Below are 21123 nucleotides of genomic sequence, written 5' to 3'. Positions count from 1 at the left end.
TGGGGTCGCGCGCAGCGAGCGGCCTGAACGGACACAATGTGGCGGTGAAATTTTGTGCGCCGCCCCTCACAGACGACGTCTGGCATCTCGTTCGAGAACGCGATTCAAACGGGCTTGCAGGCGTCGAGCGCGCGGAGACGGTGCCGCGTAAACAACGGAGTAACGACCCGTCACGGGATCTTGTTCTACGGCGTGTCCCCGCCGTCTCAATCGGGCCGATGCGATCTCGAAGATCTCTCTCGCCAATTCTTGAGAGAGTTCGCTGTATACGGTCATTTTCGTCGCCTCGCGTTCGTCGTTCGTTCCGAGAGCCGAGGATGCTGCACTGGTGTCTCGCCGATTCCAGTATGAGGGCCACAAGGAGGCTTCTGTTCGACCGCTCGAACTAGCGCCTGAGACTTAATTGGGAGCTACCCCGGGTGCCAACTCGCTCGCCTCAGCGGACGGCAGAGAGCCCCGATGCCAGGTGGCCGACAGGCGCGGCAGGGTCACGGTTTCGGCTTGGACGCCTGACCGTCGAGCCAGAGCATCTCGGACTCGTCGCTGTGGGCGCCGCCCGACCCGACGTGCTTGGAGTCGATAGCCGGGCCCTTCTTGATGACATGCACGAGGGCCATGCCGTGGCCACGACCCAGGTCGTAGTCATCCTTCAACCACGCGAGGATCTCGCCGGCCTTGACCGCCGGATCGTCGTAGCCGCGTTTCACAGCAATATCGACGAGCTGACGCGGCGTGAGACCGGTCTTCGTCTCGATTGCATCGAGATAAGCCTGGAACGACATGTGTTTCCCTTTCGTCGGGTGATCACTCGAATTTGCGCGGGGGCGGGTAGTAGGTGGCACGGGCGTCGGGCGTGTCCTGAAGATTGAGCGTTTCACCGCGGACGGCGATGCCCGAACCGGCCACCTGGTCGCGCCGCGGATTGAGAACGTCGAGCTGCAGACGAGTGATGCCGAACCGCGCGCAGATTTCGGCGAGCACATCCCCGTCTGCCACGAGATACCGTACCGGGGCGCTGCCCTCGAGCTCGACCGTTCCGCTGGCGCCCCTCGCCGGTCCGCCATCGCTCGCCACGATGTGTTTCGGTAGCTCAGGGATGTCCCACGCCCACGTTTCCGCGGCGATGACCTGCGCCGGGCAGTTGACGAAGGTCTCCGGGTCCCCCTGCCAGACGTCGTTGATCTCGACGGTGCGCCACCATCGCGGGTCGGCAAAACTCGGCGTGTCCCACCATCCGACGGGCTGCTCATTGCTCGTGGCCTCGGCCGGGATGTCACCAGCGGCCATCCTCATGCCAGCGGGGCAATCGCCCGGCTGCACGCCGGCGTCGGGGCTGACCGAAATCGTGAACATACGCTCCGTTCGGTTGACGATGTTCTCGACTTTCATGTTGAGAACCCGTCCGTCAGCGACGACTAACGAGACATCCGCCGAGACGGAGCCATCGGGTGCGGCAACATGTGCGCGCGCTAAGACGTCGCCGGGCTCATAGTCGGCGACGAAGAACTCGTCGGTCGGCTTGGGCTCGGGTGTCGCACGGGCCGTCGAGGCCTCCGAGCCGACGGATGCCGCTGTCACACTGTCCCCGGCAGCGGGCGCGGGTGCCGTGCATCCACTCAACAGCAGCACGACCGCGAGTGCACTCGCGGTGACAAGCCCGGCCCGATACGTCGACGTCGACATCCCCACGGTTCTCCGCTTCCGGCGGAATCCCCCTCCGCGCTCCCTGATCATAGGGCGCGGATGCTGCGAGGGCCAGAGTAATTCCGCCAGGCGCGGTCATCGTCACGGCGGGTCATCGAATTGCCGGGGTGGCGGCGCATGCGGTTGGATCGAGCATGGTTTCTCGCGACGCATCCGAATCTCGAGCGTTTCTCGTTTTGCACGGGTATGACAACTTCCGGCCCGCTGGGCATTGGCAGCACCACCTAGCCGCTGAACTGGGCGAGCGGGGTGAGCGCGTGGTCTACCCGCAGCTGCCCGAGGCCGACGCACCCCAAGTGGATGCCTGGGCCGACGCGGTTGCCCGAGCCCTCGCCGAAGCATCCGACGACGGCCGACGCCGCGTGATCGTCGTGTGCCACAGCCTCGCGTGCATCGTCTGGCTCGCCGCGCGGCCCGCCGAGGACACGGTCGAACGCGTGCTGCTCGTCGCGCCGCCCGAACCGGATGTCCTGGCCGGGATCGACGCCCTCACCGCCTTTGCCGCGCTGCCGCTCACCACCCCGTCGACGCCCACGCTCCTCGTCGGTTCGGATAACGACCCCTATTCACCGCACGGCGTCGCGGCATCCTTCGGCGAACCCCTCGACATCCCGGTCACCGTCATCCCGAACGGCGGGCACCTCGAGCCGGGTGCCGGCTACGGACGATGGCCGTCGCTGCTCGAGTGGTGTCTCGACGCAACGACGGCCATCGGGCCGAACCGGGGCGCTGCGGGTTAGCCGCGCGCCAACTCGATGAGGCTGGCCGGGTAGCGGTCACGCGCCGACACGTACACTCGCCCGCGCGTCGGGTCGACCGAGATGCCATAGACCTTGTTGCCGTACTCGTGTTTCGAGTAGCGCGCGACGCTCGACAGGTCCGAGGTTTTCAGCACCGTCACACCGCTCGCATCGAACGTGGTCGTCGAATGTCCGAGGTACAGGCGCCCCGCAATCGGGTCGACGGCGAGCGAGCGGATGTCGGGGGCGGCCAGCGCCAGCGACTGCTTCAGCTCGAGCGTCGCCGCGTCATACACCCGAACACCTTCGGTGCCCGCGGCGTTGTCGTTGCCCACGACGACCGTGTTGCTCGCGCGGTCGAACGCGATACCGTGCGAAGTCCACGTGCTGCCGGGCGTCTCGACGGTGGTGACGAAAGCTCCCGTCGCCGCATCCATGACCTGGAAACCGGTTCCGCGCAGCGCGCCGAAGACACGCCCCGTTGCCGGGTCGATGTCGATGCCGCGCACATTGGCTGTGAAGGTGAACGGCCCGCGCACCAGGGCGCCCGTGTCGGGCTTCATGACGAGCCACGCGTTCGCGTAGGCGACATAGAGCTCATCGGTGGCCGGGTCGAGCGCCACATCGCGGATGCCCTCGTCGGCCGCGTTGGGCGCGGGCAACGCCAGCGTCTTCACGACCGTGTCGGTGGCCGGGTCGACCTCCCAGATGCGGGCCGGGCGTTGCTCGTTGCCGACGAAGACGTGTCCAGTCTTCGGGTCGACCACCGAGCCGACGGGGCGGGCGTCGAGGTCGGCGTTGGAGGCCGCCGAGGGGATGGCCGCGAGCGGCGTAGCCGTGTAGGTGACCCCGGTCGGCGGAACGGGATCGGTCGGGTCGGTCGGATCGGTCGGATCGGTCGGGTCCGTCGGGTCCGTCGGGTCGGTCGGGTCGGTCGGCGGCGTTCCACCCGCCCCCACGCGCGTCGAGATGTTCACGGCCACGCTCGTCAGCTCCTCGCCCGGAGGGTTGAGGCGGAAGTCTCGGTTCGAGGTGAAGACACGCTGGCGTTCCTCATCCACCGAGATGCCGTAGACGTCCTTGCCGAACTTCGGGTCCGCGAAGTCGCCGAGCAGCTCACCCGTCTTCAGGTCGTGCACCGAGAATCCGGCCGTCTTCGTGCCCGTGTAGCCGACGTAGAGCAGGCCGTGGGTCGAGTCGACGTCGAGTTGGCGCGGGCTCGCCCGGGTGGTCTTCTCCCACAGCTGGGCGAACCCGTTGCGGGCGTCGAAGGCTTCGAGGTTGGTCACGGTGGTGAGCTCGTCGAAGTACGCGACCGTGACGATTCCGGATGCCGGATCCGCGGCCACGTAGTAGCTGTCGGCCGTGCCCGAGATCACGCCGAGTGATGTGCCGGTCTCGGCATCCAACACTTCGATACCGCGCGAGGGAACGGCGCCGTAGACATAACCCAGGGCCGGGTCGACGTCGATTGAACGGTTCGATTCGATGAACGGGAACGGCCCGCGCACGACCTGGCCGAACGTCGCGTCGGCGATCGAGACGACCACCCAGTTGCGGTTCTGCTGACCTACGTAGAGCAGCTGCTTCTCGTCGTCGATCCCGAGGTCTCGCACGTTCTCGGGCAACGTGATCTCGCGCGTCACCTGATCGGTGTCGGCATTGATCTCGAAGATCTTCTGACTGTTCTGGTCGCCCAGGTAGAGACGATCCTTCGACTGCGAGTAGGCCGAACCCGCCGGGAGCTTCGCGTTCTTGCCGTTCACCGAGGTGATCGTGCCGGAGGGCGCGAAATCGAGTTTCTCCTCGACGACCCGCTTCGATACGGTCACCGCGACGGGCACGGTTTCCTGCCCCGGAGGGTTCAGGCGGAAGTCGCGGTTCGAGCTGAAGACGCGCTGGTTCTCTTCATCCACCGAGATGCCGTACAGGTCCTTGCCGAACTTCGGGTCCGCGAAGTCGCCCAGCAGTTCACCGGTCTTCAGGTCGTGCACCGAGAAGCCGGCCGTCGTCGTGCCCGTGTAGCCCACGTAGAGCAGGCCGTGCGTCGAGTCGATGTCGACCTGGCGGGGTTTCGCGCGCGTGGTCTTCTCCCACAGCGGCGCGAAATCGTTCTTCGCGTCGAAGGCGGCCAGGTTGATGGCTGTCGTCGAGTCCTGGAAGTAGGCGACGGTCACGATTCCGGATGTCGGGTCGGCGGCCACGTAGTAGCTGTCGGCCGTCTTGCCGATCACGCCGAGCGACGTGCCGGTTTCGGCATCCAACACCTCGATACCGCGCGAGGGAACGGCCCCGTAGACATAACCGAGGGCCGGGTCGACGTCGATCGAGCGGTTGGACTCGATGAACGGGAACGGCCCGCGCACGATCTGGCCGAACGTCGCGTCGGCGATCGAGACGACCACCCAGTTGCGGTTCTGCTGACCCACGTAGAGCAGCTGCTTCTCGTCGTCGATCCCCAGATCGCGGATGTTTTCGGGCAGGGTGATCTCGCGCGTCACCTGATCGGTGTCGGGGTTCATCTCGAAGATCTTCTGACTGTTCTGGTCACCCAGGTAGAGCAGGTCCTTCGATTCGGAGTAGGCGGAACCGGCGGGCAGTTTGGCGTTGGACGGGTTCACCGCGTCGAGGGAGGAGACCACCTCGTAGGCGAAGGCGCCCGGGTCGGTCGGCGTGGTGGGGTCGGTCGGATCTGTGGGATCCGTGGGGTCGGGGTTCGGGTTGCAGCCGAGGCACGGAGCCGGGTTGCCCGGGTCGATCACCTGGGGGGCCTGGTCATCCGTGACGGCCTTGCCGGCAGCGTTCTTCACGATCGTGAAACCGTCGTAGTAGTTGCCGTCGCCCGTGCGCGCCTCGAAGCGCAGGCTGTCGCCCGCGACATCGATCAGCTGGTAGAGCTGCAGGCCCTGGCCGAGGCGGCGCAGGTGAGCGTCGTTCTCGTTCCAGAGGCGGGGGCCGGCGTCGTAGGCTTTTTCGCCGACGACCGATCCGACATAGACCGTGCCGTTGTAGCTGCGCTCGTCATCCCAGCTCTCGGGGTTGCCCACCTCGGCCGCGTCGGCGTTACCGCGCCCGTAGGCGTGGTCGTGGCCCTGCAGCACGAGGTCGACGCCGAACTTGTCGAACAGCGGCTGCCACGATTCGCGCAGCGAGCGGTTGTTGCGCCCCTCGTCGAGCGAGAACACCGGATGGTGGAAGAACACCACGGTCCATTTGTTCGGGTTGTTGGCGAGGGTGCTCTCGAGCCAGGCGGTCTGTGCGGCGAGGGCCGGAGCATCCGTCATGTTGCTGTTGAGCGAGATGAAGCGCACGCCCTGGTGGTCGTAGGAGTACACCGTGCCGTCGAGGCGCGAGGCGAGTTCGCCGGACACATCGGGGCCGTTGTCGGGGAAGGGGAACTGGGCCGGCCACTGGTTCGAGAGCGTGCCCTCGTATTCGTGGTTGCCCGCCGTGGCGAGCACGTTGGTCTCGCCGAACTCGTAACCGGTGGCGTCGAACACCTCGCCCCACTGCTCTTCCGAGTTGGCGTCTTCGACCAGGTCGCCCACCTGCACGACGACGTCCGCGTCGGGTCGGTCGCGGAACGCGTTGCGCATGACGCGGGACGCCTGCGACGAGATGCCGTTCTGCACATCGCCGAGGAAGATGAACGAGAAGGGATCGGATGTCGCAGCGGCCGTCGTGAAATGCTGCCACTCGCTGAAGTTCGTGCCGTCGCCGACGCGGTACTGGTAGGTGGTGCCGGCGGCCAGATCGGTGAAGTCGACCGTGTGGAACACCTCGGTGTAACCCAGATCGGTCTTCACGGTCGTGTTCGTCGAGGCGGTCACGACACGCTGGTCGGTCGGGTAGGCGCGGGCGGTGACGACGCGGATCTGCGCCTGAGCCTGAGCCGGTGTCACCTCGGTGTTGGTGCGCCACGTGACCGATTGCTGGGTGCGACCGTCACCCGTGGGCGTGAGCGCAATACGGTCGGGCACGCGGGTGGGCGTGTAGCGCGTGGTGGGCGTGACCACCGCGGCGGGGGCAATGGCCGGTGCCACGGCGGCGGGGGCGGATGCCGGGACCGGGGCCGCCTGCGCACCCGAGGCGAGAGCCAGGGGCAGCAGGAGCGCGCCGATCGTGGCGACGGCACCGGCGAAAACGCCGGACCGCACGCGAGGATTGCTCAGAAACGCTGAGCGCCGTTCAGAAGTCGTCATGGGGCGACGGCCTTTCTCAAAGCTCGGGGTGGCCGTCTCGGCGGCCGGAGAGATGTTCGGGATGCTGCGGTCGGCGCTCATTCGGAGGCCGCCTGACGCGAAAGCCGGCGTCGACGCGCGATGACGAGGGCTGCGCCTCCGCCGCCGAGGGCGAGCAACGCGGCCAGTGCGAGCGGGGTGCCGGCGAAACCGGTTCCGGGCAGCGCCTCCGCCGATCGCACGACCGTGAGCGGCGCCTCGGCCGTTCGTCCGGTGTCCGCGCCCGTGACGACGAGTCGGTGTTCGCCGATCGCGGTGTCGGCCGGGACGATGATGCCCGCGCGCAGCGCACCGGTGTCATCGGCGCGCACTTCGGCCAGCACGACCGGTGTGGAGTGCAGGACGATGTTGACCTCTTCACCGGGCTGGTAGCCGGTGCCCGCGACGACCAGGCTGCCACCGAGCTCGACGGCCGAGCGCGAGAGCGTGATGGCGGCGGTCGGAACGGGAGCGGGGGTGGTCGACGGGGCCTGGGTCGCCGGCGGGGTCGTCGGGGCCGGCGTGGCCGAGGGGCCGGTGGTGGGCGGCACCGTCGGGCCGGTCGTCGGCGGGACGGTCGGCCCTGGCGTCGGCGTGGGCGTGACGGGAGGCGTCGTGGGCGCCACGGTCGGGGTCGGCGTGGGCGTCACGGGCGGCGTCGTCGGAGGCACCGTCGGCGTGGGTGTCGGCGTCACCGGGGGCGTGGTCGGCTCGGCGGTCGGAGGCGTCGTCGTCGTCGGAGGCATCGTCGGCGTCGGCGTCGGCGAGGGCGTCGGCTGCGGGGTCGGTTCAGCGCCGGGCACGGCCGGGGCCGGGATCGTCGGTGCGTTGATCGATCCGCGCGTCGATCCGGGGCCGGATGCGCGCGCCGTCGTCTCGTCGGTCACGAGCTTCGAGCCGTTCGACTTCGTGATCGTGAAGGCGTCGTTGAGCGTGCCGTCGAGCGTCCAGGATTCGACGTGCATCTCGCCATCCGTCACGTCGACCGTTTGGAAGAACTGCAGATCGCGCGTCATCTTGCGCAGGTGCGCGTCGTTGGCGACCCAGTTGTTGGCCTCGAGCGGGTCGGGCACATAGTTCTTGGGGCCGGCGTTGGTGATCAGGTAGACGGGGCCCGTCTGGGCAGTGTCGGCAGAGGCGCCCGCGGGCAGGTCCTTCTCGTTGGCGAACAGGTTGCCGCGCCCGTAGGCGTGGTCGTGGCCCTGCAGCACCAGGTCGACATCGTACTTCTCGAGCAGCGGCATCCACGCGTTTCGCACGGTGGAGTTGTCGCGCCCCGATGTGACCGAGAACACGGGATGGTGGAACTGCACGACCGTCCAGGCGTTCGGGTTGTCGGCGAGCTGCTGCTCGAGCCAGGCGGTCTGCGCGGCCATGCTCGCGGGGTCCTGCAGGTTGGAATCGAGCATGATGAAGCGCACGCCCTGGTAGTCGGTGCGATAGACGTTCTCGGAGTAGAGGGCGCCGGCCGGGCCGTTCTTCGGGTATTCGAACTGCGCGCGCCAGTAGTCGGTCAGGTCGGGGCCCGGGTAGTACTCGTGGTTGCCCGGCGAGGCGAGCACGTTCATGTAAGCGTTGGCGTAGCCCGCGGCGGCGAACCAGTCGCCCCATTCGGCGTCAGCCGTCTCGGTGTCGATCAGGTCGCCCACGTGTAGCACGGCCTGGGCGTAGGGGCGGGCCTCGTAGGCGGCACGGTAGGAGCGCGAGACGTAGGACTTCACGTCGTTCTGCCCGTCGCCCTGAATGATGAACGAGAAATCGGATGCTTCGGCCGTCGCCGTGCGGAACTCGAGCCATTCGCTCCAGGTCTCGCCGTCGCCCACGCGGTAGTTGTAGGTGGTTCCCGGTTTCAAGTCGGTCAGTGTGGCCGAGTGGTACTCGATCTCATAGCCGAGGTCGGTTTTCATCGTCTGTGAGGTCGCGTCGACCGTTGCCCCGCCCTCCACGGGCGCGATAGACGGCGTGCCGAGTTGCACCTTCGGTGCGGTCACGGCCGTGCTCGTGCGCCAGCTGACGTTCTGGCTGGTGGCCGGCGCCTCGGTCGGCGTCAGGACGATGCGGTCGGGCGCGGCCGTCGGCGTGTGCAGCGTGACCGGCGCGACGGCCGGGGGCAGCAGGCCACCGGCGGCCGAGGCCGCGATGCCCGCACCGCAGGCGGCGAGCGCGATGGCGGCCACGGCAACGCCGGAGACGATGGTGGCCTTTCGGAGGCGGAAGGGTTTTCGGGCGCGCTGAGGAGCGATGTGACGCATGGGTTCGGATACCTCGATCGAAGGCGACGTTTCGGGGTCGTCGCGGTGCGGGTGGATGCCGCGGGCGCGAGGCCCCGGCACTCGAACCCTATGAGCGCGCCTGCCGTGGCTCTAGAGAGAGCAGTGAGCGTTCGTCGATTCGGCAGTCGCCGGATGCCCGTCGTTCGCCGAGGGACACCTCCCCTTAACCTTCAGCTGTCGATCAGCATGAAGGCGCTTACATCGGCCGCACTGCTAGAAGTTGCCGTCGATCTCGCGCACGACGTCCCACGCGCCGTCTTCGCTGTTCGAGAGCACCACCACGTCGACACCGGCCGCCGGGTAGTGCCGCACGATGCCGCTCGAGCCGGCGCCAACGCCATCCGCGTAGTAGGAGCGCACCTCGCCGTCGTCGTCGAGATCGAACTCGAGGCCGAAACCGTAGAAGAGGTCTTCGTCGAACTCGACCTGCGGGGTGAGGAATTCTTCGGTCATCTCGGCCGTCAGCAGGCCGCCGGAGCGCAGCGACCGCAGGAAGGCGAGCAGGTCGTCGGCCGTGGCCTGGGCGCCCGAGGCCGGGTTGCCGATGGGCGGGGCCGCGAAGACGCTCTCGGTCCACGTGCCGTCGTCGGATCTGTTCCAGCCCTCGGCGATGGCGGGGGCGTCGCTGCGGCGGTCCCAGAAACCCGTGCCCGGCATGTCGGCGACGTCGAAGATGGCCGAGGTGACGACATCCCGATAGCGGCGTTCGGTGACCGATTCGAGCGCGAGACCCGCGAGTACATAGCCGCTGTCGCTGTAATAGGGCTCGACTCCGGGCTCGGTGACGGCGGGTTTCTGAGCGAAGGTCGCGAGCAGGTCGATGGTCTCGGTGAGGGTGTAGACCGGCACTCGGCTCCACAGCTCGTCGTAGCTCTCGCCCGCCTCCTCGTCGACGTCGTCGGCCACTCCCGACGTGTGGGTGAGCAGGTGCAGCAGCGTGACCTTGGGCGAAATCGTGGTGTCGTCGAGGTCGACATAGTCGTGAATGGATGCTTCGAGGTCGAGCTCGCCGGTCTCGACCAGTTGCAGCACCGCAACGGCCGTGAACAGCTTGGTGATGGATGCCGTGTCGAACCGCGTGTCGAGCGCGACGGGCACGTTCCAGCGTCGCGACGCCAGGCCCGAGGCCGACTCGAACAGCGTGCCGCTCGCATCCACGATCTTCACCACACCCGAGAACTCGGTTTCGGCGATGACTTTTTCGAGCGCGACGGTGTCCATCAGATCAGTTTGCCACCTCCGCCCCCGGTGTCGGCGGTCCTTCCTATACTCGGGGCATGGTGAGCTTTGCCGACAAGCCGATTCTCGATGTGACCCTCGACGGGTGGCAGGCCTATCTCGAGGGCACGCCCGATGACGGCGGCGTGCGCCTGAAGCTGCGCAAGAAGAACTCGGCGGCGCCCGGTTTCACGTGGTCGGAGGCGCTCGACGTGGCGCTCTGCTATGGCTGGATCGACGGGCAGGCCGGGCGTTTCGACGAGGACTACACACTGCAGGCCTTCACGCCGCGCCGCAAGAACAGCCCGTGGTCGCAGGTCAACCGCGAGCACGTGGCGCGCCTCATCGACGAGGGTCGCATGCGGCCGGCGGGTCTCGCCGAGGTCGATCGCGCGAAAGCCGACGGGCGGTGGGATGCCGCCTACCGCCAGAAAGGCGCAGAAGCCCCCGCCGATCTGCAGGCGGCCCTCGACGCCAACCCCGACGCGGCCCGCTTCATCGCGCGGCTCAACAAGGTCGACACGTTCCGCATCTATTTCCGCATCGGCAACATCAAGACGCCGTCGGTGCGGGCAGCTCGCATCGCCGATGTCGTCGAGAAGGCCGCGCGCGGCGAACACCACTACCGCTAGCCGCCGCACTCCTGCTCAGGAAAGGACGATCGCATGGCCAAGAAGACCGCGGACACCGGGCCCAGCACGCCGGCGACGGTGGCGTTGACGCGCGCGAAGATCGCTTTCACCCCGCACGCCTATGCCCACGACGACGGCGCCACCGATTTCTGCGCCGAGGCGGCGCGCGCTCTGGGCGTCGAACCGGCTCGCGTCTTCAAGACCCTGATGGTACAGACCGACCACGGGCTCGGCATCGGCATCGTGCCCGTCGACGGCCTGCTCGATCTGAAGGCCGTCGCGACGGCTCTCGGCGGCAAGAAGGCCGCTATGGCCGACCCGGCGCTGGCCGAGAAGAAGAGCGGCTACGTGGTCGGTGGCATCAGCCCCATCGGCCAGCGGATGCCGCTCCCCACCGTGCTCGACGACTCGGCCCTCGCCCACGCCACGATCTTCGTCTCGGGCGGTCGCCGCGGCTTCGACATCGAGCTCTCGCCCGCAGACCTGCTACAAGCGACGAACGGCCAAGCGGTACGCATCCGCCGCTAGCGGCGGCCGAGCGCGAGCGTGTCGTCGGCGATGGCGGCCGCGTCGGTGTCGTGGGTGGCGAGCACGACCGTGACGCCGCGATCGCGGGCGTCGCCGAGGGCCGCGAAGACGAGGTCGCGCCCCGCGTTGTCGATGCCCGTCGTGGGTTCGTCGAGCAGAAGGAGTTGCGTGCGCGCGGCGAGACCCTGGGCGACAAGGGCGCGCTGGCGCTGTCCGCCCGAGACGTCGCCGAGGGGCGCCCGCGAGAGGTGTCGGATGCCGAGCAGGTCGAGCGTGTGGTCGACGATCGTGCGGTCGGCCGAGGTGGGGCGGCGCAGCATCCCGAGATCTGACCAGCGGCCCATCGCGACGGTTTGGTGCACCGTGAGGGGCAGCGTGTCGGCCACGGCGCTCCGCTGCGCGACGAAAGCGACGCGGCCCGGCAGGTTGCGCTCGACGGTGCCCGCGGTGGGCGAGATCACACCGGCGACGAGACCGAGGAGCGACGATTTACCCGATCCGTTCGGGCCGGTCAGAGCGGTTATCCGTCCGTGCGCGATGCGGGCGTCGAAGCCCTCGAAGACGGCGTGCCGGTCGTAGCGCAGGCTGACGTTGGCGGCTGTGATGGCGGCATCCATGGGTTCCCTCGGTTTAACGATAACGGTTCTCATTACCTATAGTAGCGAGCATGGATTGGATCGTGGAGCCCTTCGAGGTGGCCTTCGTGCAGCGCGCGCTGTGGGGCGGCATCCTGGCCTCGGCGCTGTGCGCCATCGTCGGCACCTGGGTCGTCGTGCGCGGCATGGCCTTCCTCGGCGACGCCATGTCCCACGGCATGTTGCCCGGCATCGCGATCGCCTCGCTGCTCGGCGGCAATGTGCTCATCGGCGCGGCCGCGAGCGCCATCGCCATGTCGCTGGGCGTCACCGCCATCACGCGCCGCTCCAAGCTCTCGCACGACACCGCCATCGGCCTGCTCTTCGTGGGCATGCTGTCCCTCGGCGTCATCATCGTGTCGAAATCGCAGTCCTACGCCGTCGACCTGACGGGCTTCCTCTTCGGGGATGTCCTCGCCGTGCGCCCGCAGGACCTCGCCGTTCTCGCGGCCGCCCTTGTCGTCGCCGCGATCGTCAGCGTCGTGTTCCACCGCGCATTCGTGGCCCTGGCGTTCGACGAACGCGTCGCCCGCACCCTCGGATTGCGCCCCCGCCTCGCCCAGGCCGTGCTGCTGAGCCTCGTGACCCTGGCGCTCGTGGCGTCGTTCCACGTCGTCGGCACGCTGCTCGTGTTCGGTCTGCTCATCGCACCACCCGCCGCCGCGGCCGTCTGGGCCCGCAGCATCCCCGCGATCATGGCGGGCGGCGCAGCGCTCGGGGCGTTCTCGGTGTTCGCCGGGCTGCTCGTCTCCTGGCACGCGTCGACCGCCGCGGGGGCCACCATCGCGGGGATGTCTGTGCTCGTGTTCTTCGTCTCGGTCGGGGTCCGCGCCGTCGTCCGCCGCGAGACCGGGCACGCGGCACGGGACATGCACAGCGACACCGATCACACCGACGCGGCGACACAGGCAACACCGGCAACACCCGCAACATCCGCATTGAAAGTGAGCACCACATGACATCCCGTCAGCATCGCGTCGCCATCGGCGCGACCACGTTCGGCCTCGCCGCCACCCTCGCCCTCACGGGGTGCGCACCCGGTGGCGGCCCGAGCGGCACCGACAACAAGGGCACGGATGCCGCATCCGACGCCGCCCAGCCCCACGGCTACGTCGAGGGAGCCGAGGAGTCGGCCGAACCGCAGAACGGCTTGATCTTCGCCGACGCCGCGACCGGCGAGGTGCACCTGCTCGACCTGCTGTCGGGCGACACCAGAACCTTGAGCGATGGCGACAAGAAGGCCCCGACGATCGATGCCCTGCGCACCGACGGCCGTTACGCCTACGCCTCGACCGCCTCGACGGGCGCCCTGTCGGTCTTCGACGGCGGCACCTGGACCGTCGATCACGGCGACCACAAGCACTACTACCGCACGGCGCCCGACACGGTCGGCGTCATCGACGGGGCCGCGGGAGCGAGCGTCGCGTCATCGCGCACGTTCGTCGCGATCACCGGTGCCGGTGCCGGTGCGGCGGATGACAGCGTCGGCGGCTCCACCGGTCGCTCGACCGCGTCGGCCGCTCCGGCGAACAGCATTCTCGACCGGGCCAAACTCGACGACGGTTCCCTCGCGGCGAGCGCCGACCTCACCGAGGCCACGGCGGGCGCCGCCCTGGCCGTCCCGTTCGGCGAGAACCTCATCACGGTGGCGGGCGACGCGTCCGACTCCCCCACCGGCACGGTTCAGGTGCACGGGCCCGACGCCGCCGACCTCGGCACGCTCGCCGACACGTGCGCCGCTCCGGCCGGCACCGCCACGGCCCGCACGGGGATCGTCATCGGGTGCGCCGACGGCGCCCTGCTCGTCACCGACACGTCGGGCAGCTTCGCGGGCGAGAAGATCGCCTACCCCGACACCCTGCCCGCCGGTTCGCGCGCCACATCCTTCGACTACCGGCCCGGCGCCAACTACCTCGCCGCGCGCGCCGCCGACAACACGGTGCTCTCGCTCGACGTCTCCGACCGCGCCTGGTCGGTCGCCACGACCGCGGCCTCCGTCAGCGCCGTCACGTCGCCGGGCGACGGGTCGACCGTGCTCGCGCTCCTCGCCGATGGAACGCTCAACTCCTACTCCACCGACGACGGCTCTTTGCTGACGAGCGTGCCGCTGCTCGGGGGCGGCACGAGCGCGGGGGCGGATGCGGCGAGCGGCACCCCCAGCATCCAGATCGACACCGCGCGCGCCTACGTCAACGACGCCGGCACCCGCCAGATCCACGAGATCGACTACGCCGACGGTCTGCGCCTCACCCGCAGCTTCGACACGACGATCACCCCCAGCCACCTGGTCGAGGTCGGACGATGAGGCGCGCTCGGTTCTCCGCAGCCGCCCACCTCCCCGCCGGCGGCTTCCCGTTGCCGGTGCTCGCCGCCCGGGGACGCCGCCGCCGCTCCCACGTCGTCGCCCTCGTCGCCACAGCCCTGACCGCCGCGGGTGTGCTCACGGGCTGCAGCCCCGCCGGGGATCGCGCCGGCACGGTGGTCGTGACCACGAACATCCTGGGTGACGTCGTGCAGAACATCGCGGGCGACGAGGTCGAGGTCACGGTGCTTATGGGTGCGAACGCCGACCCGCATTCGTTCGGCATCTCGGCCAAACAAGCTGCTGCGCTGCAAGACGCCGACCTCGTCGTCTACAACGGGTTGGGTCTCGAGGAAGGTGTGCTGCGCACGGTCGACGCGGCGGCGACGGATGGCGTGGCCACCCTGGCCGTCGGCGAAGAGGTCGATCCCCTCACGTTCGAGTCCGACCATGCGGGCGAGGACGCCGCAGCCGACGACCACGGCGAAACGGGTGACACAGCCGGCGCCGAGACCGAAACCGAGTCGGAGCACGGTTCCGAGCACAACGACAGCGCCGGCCAGCTCGATCCGCACTTCTGGACCGACCCGGCCCGTATGCGCACGGCCGTCGATGTGATCGCGGCCCGCCTCATCAAGGACGTGCCCGGAATCGACGCGGCGGCCATCGAGGCGAACGCCGATGCCTACCGCGACAAGCTCACTTCCCTGGAATCCCGCATCCAAGACGCCGTCGACAATATCCCCGCCGAGAACCGAGCACTCGTCACCAATCACCACGTGTTCGGCTATTTCGCCGAACGCTACGGCTTCGACGTCATCGGCGCGATCGTGCCGTCGGGCACCACGCTGGCCTCACCGAGCGCCTCCGATCTCGACTCGCTGGCCTCGGCCATCCGCTCATCGGGTGTGCCCGCCATCTTCGTCGACTCGTCACAGCCCGACACGCTCGGCCAGGTGCTGGCCGACGAGGCCGGGCTGGACGTGGCGGTGCTCTCGCTCTACTCCGAGTCGCTGACCTCGGCGAAGGGAGGTGCCCCGAGCTACCTCGACATGATGGACGCCAATGTCGAGACGCTCGCCCGCGGACTCTCCCCCTGACCTCCTCCACAGCAGTCACCCTCGTTTAGAAACGTGAAAAATATGCAGAAGAAAACTCGCACCACCACGGCCCTCGCGGCCCTCCTCGCCGGCGGCCTCGCACTCACGGGTTGCGCCTCGGGAGCCTTGACCACCTCGACGCCCAGCGCCTCCTCCGCCGACAGCCACTCCGACTCCGCCGGCTCGGGCGCCATCGCCGTCAGCTACGACGGCGGCATCTACCTGCTCGACCCCGAGACCCTCGAGGTCACGAAGGACATCCCCCTCGACGGTTTCAATCGTCTGAACCCCGCCGGCGACGACCGCCACCTCTTCGTCTCGACGAGCTCGGGCTTCACGCTGCTGGATGCCGAGGCCGGCGAGCTGACCGACCAGACGTTCGGCGGCGAAAAGCCCGGTCACGTGGTGCGCCACGAGGGCCGCACCGTGCTCTTCACCGACGGCACGGGCGAGGTCGAAATCTTCGACACGCACGACATCGAGCACGCGAGCGACGACGGCGCCGGGGCCCTCGAACCCGAAGAAACCTACAAGACCGCGGATGCCCACCACGGCGTCGCGGTCGAGCTCGCGAACGGCGAACTCGTCGTCACCCTCGGCACCGAGGAATCCCGCCCCGGCATCATCGTGCTCGACGAGAACCGCACGGAGATCGCGCGCAACGAGGACTGCCTGGGCGTCCACGGCGAAGCGACGGCCGAGGACGAAGCCGTCGTCATCGGTTGCGAGTCCGGCGTGCTCATCTACCAGGACGGCGAGATCACCAAGGTCCCGAGCCCCGACGCCTATGGCCGCATCGGCAACCAGGCCGGCAGCGACCAGTCACCCATCACCCTTGGCGACTACAAGACCGACAAGGATGCCGAACTCGAGCGCCCCGAGCGCATCTCGCTCATCGACACCCGCACCAAGGAGCTGAAGCTCGTCGACCTGGGCACGAGCTACTCGTTCCGCTCACTCGCGCGCGGACCGCACGGCGAGGGCCTCGTGCTCGGCACCGACGGAGCCATCCACGTGATCGACCCCGAGGCGGGAACGGTGGAGAACAGCATCCCCGTCATCGCCGAGTGGAGCGAACCCCTCGACTGGCAGCAGCCCCGGCCCACGATCTTCGTGCGCGACCACGTGGCCTACGTGACCGAGCCCGCCTCGAAGAAGATCCACGCCGTCGACATCGAGTCTGGAGAAATCCTCACCACCGCCACTCTGCCCGAGGCCTCGAACGAACTCTCGGGCGTCCTCGCCCACTAGCGGCACGGCACAGCACGACACGAGGGGCGGTTCGCGGATGTCGCGAGCCGCCCCTCCTGCGCCCCTCTGCATGAGCGGCACGTTCACACCCCTCGTCCGCATCCTCCGTGCGCACCCCGCCAGTCGAACGCAACCCGTCGCACGCCACCCACGGCCGCGAATACACTGCCCTGAGACCGACCGGCACCGCGGATACCGCCTCCGCTCGAAAGGATCCCCGTGAACGACGAGCTGCACCACTACCGCCCCGAAGGCCTGCCCGAGACCGATGTCTACCTGAGCCGCACGTTCGCGGCGCCCGTCGAGCGCGTGTTCGCGTACTTCACCGAACCCGACCTGCTCGCGACCTGGTTCGGCCCCGAGACGTTCACGACGCCGCGCGAGACCGTCGAGGTCGACGCGCGCGAGGGCGGCGTCTGGAAGCTCGCCATGCAAGACCCCGAGACGCGCGAACTGCTGCCCATCGACGGCGTCATCACGGCCTTCGAGGCCCCCACCCACCTGGCCGTGCGGCTCGACGCGCAGACGGGCGGCGGCGCAGAGCTCAGCGACGTGCAGCTCGACATCCGCTTCGAGGAGCGCGATGGGCACGGCCGCCTCACGCTGCACGAGACGCCCTTCGACCTCGAGGGCCGCCACCAGACCGAGCAGGGCTGGCGCCTGTCGTTCGACAAGCTCGACGCCGAGCTCGCCGTCCCGGCCGAATAGCGGGACGAACGCGGCTGGCCCCCACCGCAACCCCTCTCGGGCGTCGGATGTCGCGGCTAGGGTCGAGGCATGGAATCACGCATCCTCGGCCGCACGGGCCGCAACGTCTCGGTCATCGGTCTCGGCACCTGGCAGCTCGGCGCGGACTGGGGTGACGTCTCGGAAGACGACGCCCTGGCCGTGCTCGACGCCTCGGTCGAGAACGGTGTGACCTTCTTCGACACCGCCGACGTCTATGGCGACGGTCGCAGCGAGAGCCTGATCGGCCGGTTCCGCGCCGCGAACCCCGACCTCGACCTCACGGTCGCCACCAAGATGGGCCGCCGCGTCGACCAGACGCCCGAGAACTACACGGCCGCGAACTTCCGCGCCTGGGTCGACCGCTCGCGCAAGAACCTCGGCGTCGACACGCTCGACCTCGTGCAGCTGCACTGCCCGCCGACGGCCGTGTTCCACAACAACGCCGTCTACGACGCACTCGACGCGCTCGTCGACGACCAGTCGATCGCGGCCTACGGCGTGAGCGTCGAGGAGGCCGACCAGGCCCTCGCGGCCATCGAGCGCCCGGGCATCGCCACCGTGCAGATCATCTTCAACGCCTTCCGCCTGAAGCCTCTCGACGCCGTGCTGCCCGCGGCAGCCGAGGCGGGCGTCGGCATCATCGTGCGGGTGCCCCTCGCGAGCGGCCTGCTCTCGGGCAAGTACACGGCCGAGACCACGTTCGCGGCATCCGATCACCGCACGTTCAACCGGCACGGTGAGGCCTTCGATCAGGGCGAGACCTTCAGCGGCGTCGACTTCGAGGAGGGCGTCGCGGCCGCGCAGGAGTTCGCGCGCGCGGTTCCCGAGGGCGTGTCGGTTCCGCAGGCGGCGCTCAAGTGGATCGTCGAGCAGCCGGGCGTGAGCACCGTCATCCCGGGCGCGCGCAATGTGTCGCAGGCCACGTCCAACGCGCAGGCCGCTGACGTGCCCGAGCTCGGTGCCGATTTCGACCGCGTCGTGCACGACATCTACGACCGTCACTTCCGCGCGAGCATACACCCGCGCTGGTAGCGCATCGTCCATCGCCCGTCGGCCGTGCGCACCGCGCGCAGCGAAGCGCCCCTCCCCCGCACAGTCGAGGGGAGGGGCGCTTCTTCGAGGGTCCGAGCCGGCGCCTTCGGGTGGCGCCGGCCGGAGGAGGGGCGGCCGGCAAGTTACCCGCAGGCCTTCAGCGCGGCGACGTCGGCCGAGAGCACGTTCGGGCCGCCGAGGAGCGTCACCACGGTGGTGCCGAGCCGGTCGATGGCCTGCAACACGCTGGGCACCACGCATCCGGGGCCGGTCAAATAGACCGGGGAGCCTTTCGTGCCCGCGAGGGCCGCACCCACCAGAGCGTCGGGGAAACCGACCCCCGAGGCGAGGTAGACGGTGGCGCTCGAGCCGAACGCGTCGAGGTTGATGGCCTCGGCGGTGGCGTAACGGTCCACACCCGACAGGCGCTTGACGGCCGTGGCCCCGAAGCTCGCCTTCAGGCCGTTCTCGATGCCGACGCTGACGGCGTTGGGGCCGCCCGCGATCTTCACCGTGGTCGTCTTGAGCGTCTTCAGCGCCGCGAGAGTCGCCGCGTCGAGGGTCGCGTTCGTTCCGGGGACGAGCACGACGGGCGCCTGAGCTTTCGCCGCGGCGGCCGATGCCGTGAGGGCATCCGGGAAGTCGTAACCCGTGGCCACGTAGGCCGTCGGAGCGTTGGTGCCGAAGGCGTCGGCGGCGATGGCCCGCGAGGTGCCGAAGCGGTCGTCGCCCGAGAGTCGAACGGTCGGCGCGAGCGCCTTCAGCTCGGCGAGCACGCTGTTGCTGACGGCATTGACTCCGCCCGCGATGACGATCTTCGCGGGTTTCAGCCGCTGGATCTCGGCCTTGATCGCGGCCGGGAGTGCTTCGGGCGCCGTCAGGAGCAACGGCGACGAGAAGTGAGCCGCGGCAGGGGCCGCGCTCAGGGCATCCGGGAACCCGTAGCCGTTCGCGATGTAGAGACGAGCGACACCGGGGGCGAATGTCTGAGCGACGGCGATCGCGGTGCCGAAGCGGTCGGCCCCGGCGAGACGATTCGTCGTCACGTTTCCGGCGAGCACGGCGGTCGTCGCGGCCGAGGTCGCGGTCGCTGTCGGCGGCGTCCAGTCGGGCGCCGAACCCGTCACGCGCACCGAGAGTTGGGCGCCCCGGTCGGCGGCCGTCGCGGTGTAGGTCGCGGCCGTCGCACCGGCGATATCGGTCGCACCGCGCAGCCACTGATAGGTGAACGTGGTGGATGCCGGCGTCCATGTGCCGGGGTTGGCCGTCAGGGTTTCGCCGACCTTCGCCGTGCCCGTGATGGTGGGGGTGCCGGCGACGAGCGTTCCGGGCACGGCGGGCGCACCCACGGTGTCGTAGAGCGCGTAGTCGTCGGTCGTGATCTCACCGTTCTGGAACACGTTGAGGCCGAAGCTCAGGCCCGTGGTTCCGGCGGGCAGGGCGGGCGTCGTCCATTCGGCCTGTGTCCAGGTGGATGCGGCCGCGAAGTAGGCGCTCGACGTGTAATACGACCAGAGACCGGCCGTGTTGCGCAGGTAGACGTTGACCTGCGTGGGCACGGTCGACTGATACCAGGCGCGTAACGAGTAGGTATGCCCGGCCGTCACGGTGGGGGCGCAGGCGCCCTGATCGAAGGTGGACAGTAGTTGGCCGTCGCCGTCGGTGTGACCCGTCACCACGAGCTTCTCGGCGACCACTCCCGTGCGCCCGGGGGTCACGGTGCTGAAGGTGCGCGTGTTGGTGCCGAAGCCGGCCGTCGACCAGCAGGACGGGATACCGGATGTCGCGACATCCTCGAGGCTCGGATTGACGATGCCGTTGACCCCGGCGCCCGGTGCGGGCGGGAGGGGCTGGCTGACGACGGGTTTGACGGCGCCGCCGATCGCGTCGCCCACGGTCTTGACGACGGTGTTCTCGCTGGCCGCGCGGGGGGTCAGCCAATCCGTGAATTGCTGCAGCAGCGCGGGCGAGATCGCGAGGGAGTCGCAGGCGTTGTCGCAGACGTGATGGAACGTGAGCTGCACCCATCCGCCGCCGTTGTTCTCGGCGTTGAGCACGGCGTTCTGCAGGTCGGTGAGGGTCCAGGACGAGTCGAACTGATCGAGGGCTCGGGTGTAGAAGGGATCCGCGGGCGGGAGCGCCTCGGAGAAGCCACAGCCTGCGCAGCCGAAGCGGGATTCGATGTCACCGAGGCCGCGGGCGGAGTTGTAGCCACAATCGGCGACGGCCTTCTCGGCGGCGGCGTTCACGGCCGCGAAGGGGTAGGCGAAGCTGCGCACATTGGCGAAGCCCCAGTCGGCGAGGGTCGCCCGGCTGTTGCAGGCCTCGCGGGTGGCCTCGGCCGCCGTGATGGTCGTGAAGTCGGGGTGCGTGACCGAGTGGCCGCCGATCTCGTGGCCGCTCGCGCCGATGCCCTGCAGCTGAGGCAGGGTCAGATATCCGGGCGCGCCGATGTAGCCCGTGATGGCGTAGAAGGTGGCCTTGATGCCCGCGGCGTCGAGGATCGGCACGGCCGCCATCTGGTCGGCATTGGTGTCGTCGAAGGTGAGGCTGACGACCGTTTGTGGGTCGGTGATCGCGGCACGGACGGAGGAGGCGGCAGTGCCTGTCGTCGGTGCGGCTTGGGCGGCCTGGGCAGCCAGGGGCATGACCCCGAGCGCGAGGGCGGCCGCCAGTACTGCGGCGAGAGGCCGGGCCCGGAGGGCGTGCGGCATCGCAAAACGTGGACTCATGGGAGGCTCCTGATTCGGGTGGCCGGG

16 protein-coding genes are annotated in these 21123 nt (G+C 68.9%); 9 read left to right on the top strand and 7 right to left on the bottom strand.

Features of this window, described 5'->3' with window-relative positions:
• Positions 1-488: 488 nt before the first annotated feature.
• Both ALI44B_RS12305 and ALI44B_RS12300 read right to left on the bottom strand, forming a co-directional pair.
• Positions 489-782 (bottom strand): DUF4287 domain-containing protein, encoded by a 294-nt coding sequence (locus ALI44B_RS12305; RefSeq protein WP_077054920.1) that lies wholly within the window; start codon positions 780-782, stop codon positions 489-491.
• Between the two features lie 22 nt (positions 783-804).
• Complete coding sequence (locus ALI44B_RS12300; protein ID WP_077054919.1) at positions 805-1683, bottom strand: hypothetical protein; 879 nt, start codon at positions 1681-1683, stop codon at positions 805-807.
• Between the two features lie 155 nt (positions 1684-1838).
• Here ALI44B_RS12300 and ALI44B_RS12295 point away from each other — a divergent pair, with 155 nt between their 5' ends.
• The gene (locus tag ALI44B_RS12295) at positions 1839-2444 is read left to right on the top strand and encodes an RBBP9/YdeN family alpha/beta hydrolase (RefSeq protein WP_077054918.1); all 606 of its coding nucleotides are present in this window, start codon (positions 1839-1841) and stop codon (positions 2442-2444) included.
• Here ALI44B_RS12295 and ALI44B_RS12290 read toward each other — a convergent pair.
• From ALI44B_RS12290 to ALI44B_RS12280, 3 genes are all read right to left on the bottom strand, one after another.
• Complete coding sequence (locus ALI44B_RS12290) at positions 2441-6601, bottom strand: metallophosphoesterase (RefSeq protein WP_143459233.1); 4161 nt, start codon at positions 6599-6601, stop codon at positions 2441-2443. The two genes, ALI44B_RS12295 and ALI44B_RS12290, sit on opposite strands and share 4 nt — an antisense overlap.
• A 122-nt stretch (positions 6602-6723) precedes the next feature.
• The gene (locus ALI44B_RS12285; protein WP_077054916.1) at positions 6724-8997 is read right to left on the bottom strand and encodes a purple acid phosphatase family protein; all 2274 of its coding nucleotides are present in this window, start codon (positions 8995-8997) and stop codon (positions 6724-6726) included.
• A 153-nt stretch (positions 8998-9150) separates the two neighbouring features.
• Positions 9151-10158, bottom strand: coding sequence for a serine hydrolase domain-containing protein (locus ALI44B_RS12280; RefSeq protein WP_077054915.1), 1008 nt, complete (start codon positions 10156-10158; stop codon positions 9151-9153).
• Positions 10159-10214: 56 nt separating this feature from the next.
• On the opposite strand from ALI44B_RS12280, the gene ALI44B_RS12275 reads away from it, so the two are divergent.
• The gene (locus ALI44B_RS12275; RefSeq protein WP_077054914.1) at positions 10215-10787 is read left to right on the top strand and encodes a YdeI/OmpD-associated family protein; all 573 of its coding nucleotides are present in this window, start codon (positions 10215-10217) and stop codon (positions 10785-10787) included.
• Between the two features lie 33 nt (positions 10788-10820).
• Complete coding sequence (gene ybaK / locus ALI44B_RS12270; protein WP_077054913.1) at positions 10821-11315, top strand: Cys-tRNA(Pro) deacylase; 495 nt, start codon at positions 10821-10823, stop codon at positions 11313-11315.
• On the opposite strand, the gene aztA is transcribed toward ybaK, so the two are convergent.
• Entirely contained in the window at positions 11312-11932 is a 621-nt protein-coding gene (gene aztA, locus ALI44B_RS12265) for a zinc ABC transporter ATP-binding protein AztA (protein WP_077054912.1), read from the bottom strand. The genes ybaK and aztA overlap by 4 nt on opposite strands.
• 50 nt (positions 11933-11982) lie before the next feature.
• Between aztA and aztB the strand changes: the two genes are divergently transcribed.
• From aztB to ALI44B_RS12235, 6 genes are all read left to right on the top strand, one after another.
• Positions 11983-12909, top strand: a complete 927-nt coding sequence (aztB, locus tag ALI44B_RS12260) for a zinc ABC transporter permease AztB (RefSeq protein WP_083709971.1) — start codon at positions 11983-11985, stop codon at positions 12907-12909.
• Complete coding sequence (locus ALI44B_RS12255; protein ID WP_077054911.1) at positions 12906-14255, top strand: hypothetical protein; 1350 nt, start codon at positions 12906-12908, stop codon at positions 14253-14255. The genes aztB and ALI44B_RS12255 overlap by 4 nt, the downstream gene beginning before the upstream one ends.
• Entirely contained in the window at positions 14252-15352 is a 1101-nt protein-coding gene (gene aztC, locus ALI44B_RS12250) for a zinc ABC transporter substrate-binding protein AztC (protein WP_083709969.1), read from the top strand. The genes ALI44B_RS12255 and aztC overlap by 4 nt, the downstream gene beginning before the upstream one ends.
• Positions 15353-15394: 42 nt before the next feature.
• Positions 15395-16603, top strand: coding sequence for a zinc metallochaperone AztD (gene aztD / locus ALI44B_RS12245; RefSeq protein WP_143459231.1), 1209 nt, complete (start codon positions 15395-15397; stop codon positions 16601-16603).
• A 219-nt stretch (positions 16604-16822) separates the two neighbouring features.
• A complete protein-coding gene (locus ALI44B_RS12240; RefSeq protein ID WP_077054909.1) occupies positions 16823-17311 on the top strand; it encodes an SRPBCC family protein in 489 nt (162 codons plus the stop codon).
• A 69-nt stretch (positions 17312-17380) separates the two neighbouring features.
• A complete protein-coding gene (locus tag ALI44B_RS12235; RefSeq protein WP_077054908.1) occupies positions 17381-18364 on the top strand; it encodes an aldo/keto reductase in 984 nt (327 codons plus the stop codon).
• Between the two features lie 143 nt (positions 18365-18507).
• Here the strand turns inward: ALI44B_RS12235 and ALI44B_RS12230 are convergent, their stop codons facing one another.
• Complete coding sequence (locus ALI44B_RS12230) at positions 18508-21096, bottom strand: cell wall-binding repeat-containing protein (protein ID WP_083709966.1); 2589 nt, start codon at positions 21094-21096, stop codon at positions 18508-18510.
• Between the last annotated feature and the right edge of the window lie 27 nt (positions 21097-21123).

The sequence above is a fragment of the Leifsonia sp. ALI-44-B genome (assembly GCF_001984125.1).
Lineage (GTDB): Bacteria > Actinomycetota > Actinomycetes > Actinomycetales > Microbacteriaceae > Okibacterium.
This window is presented reverse-complemented; position numbering and strand designations above follow the sequence as displayed.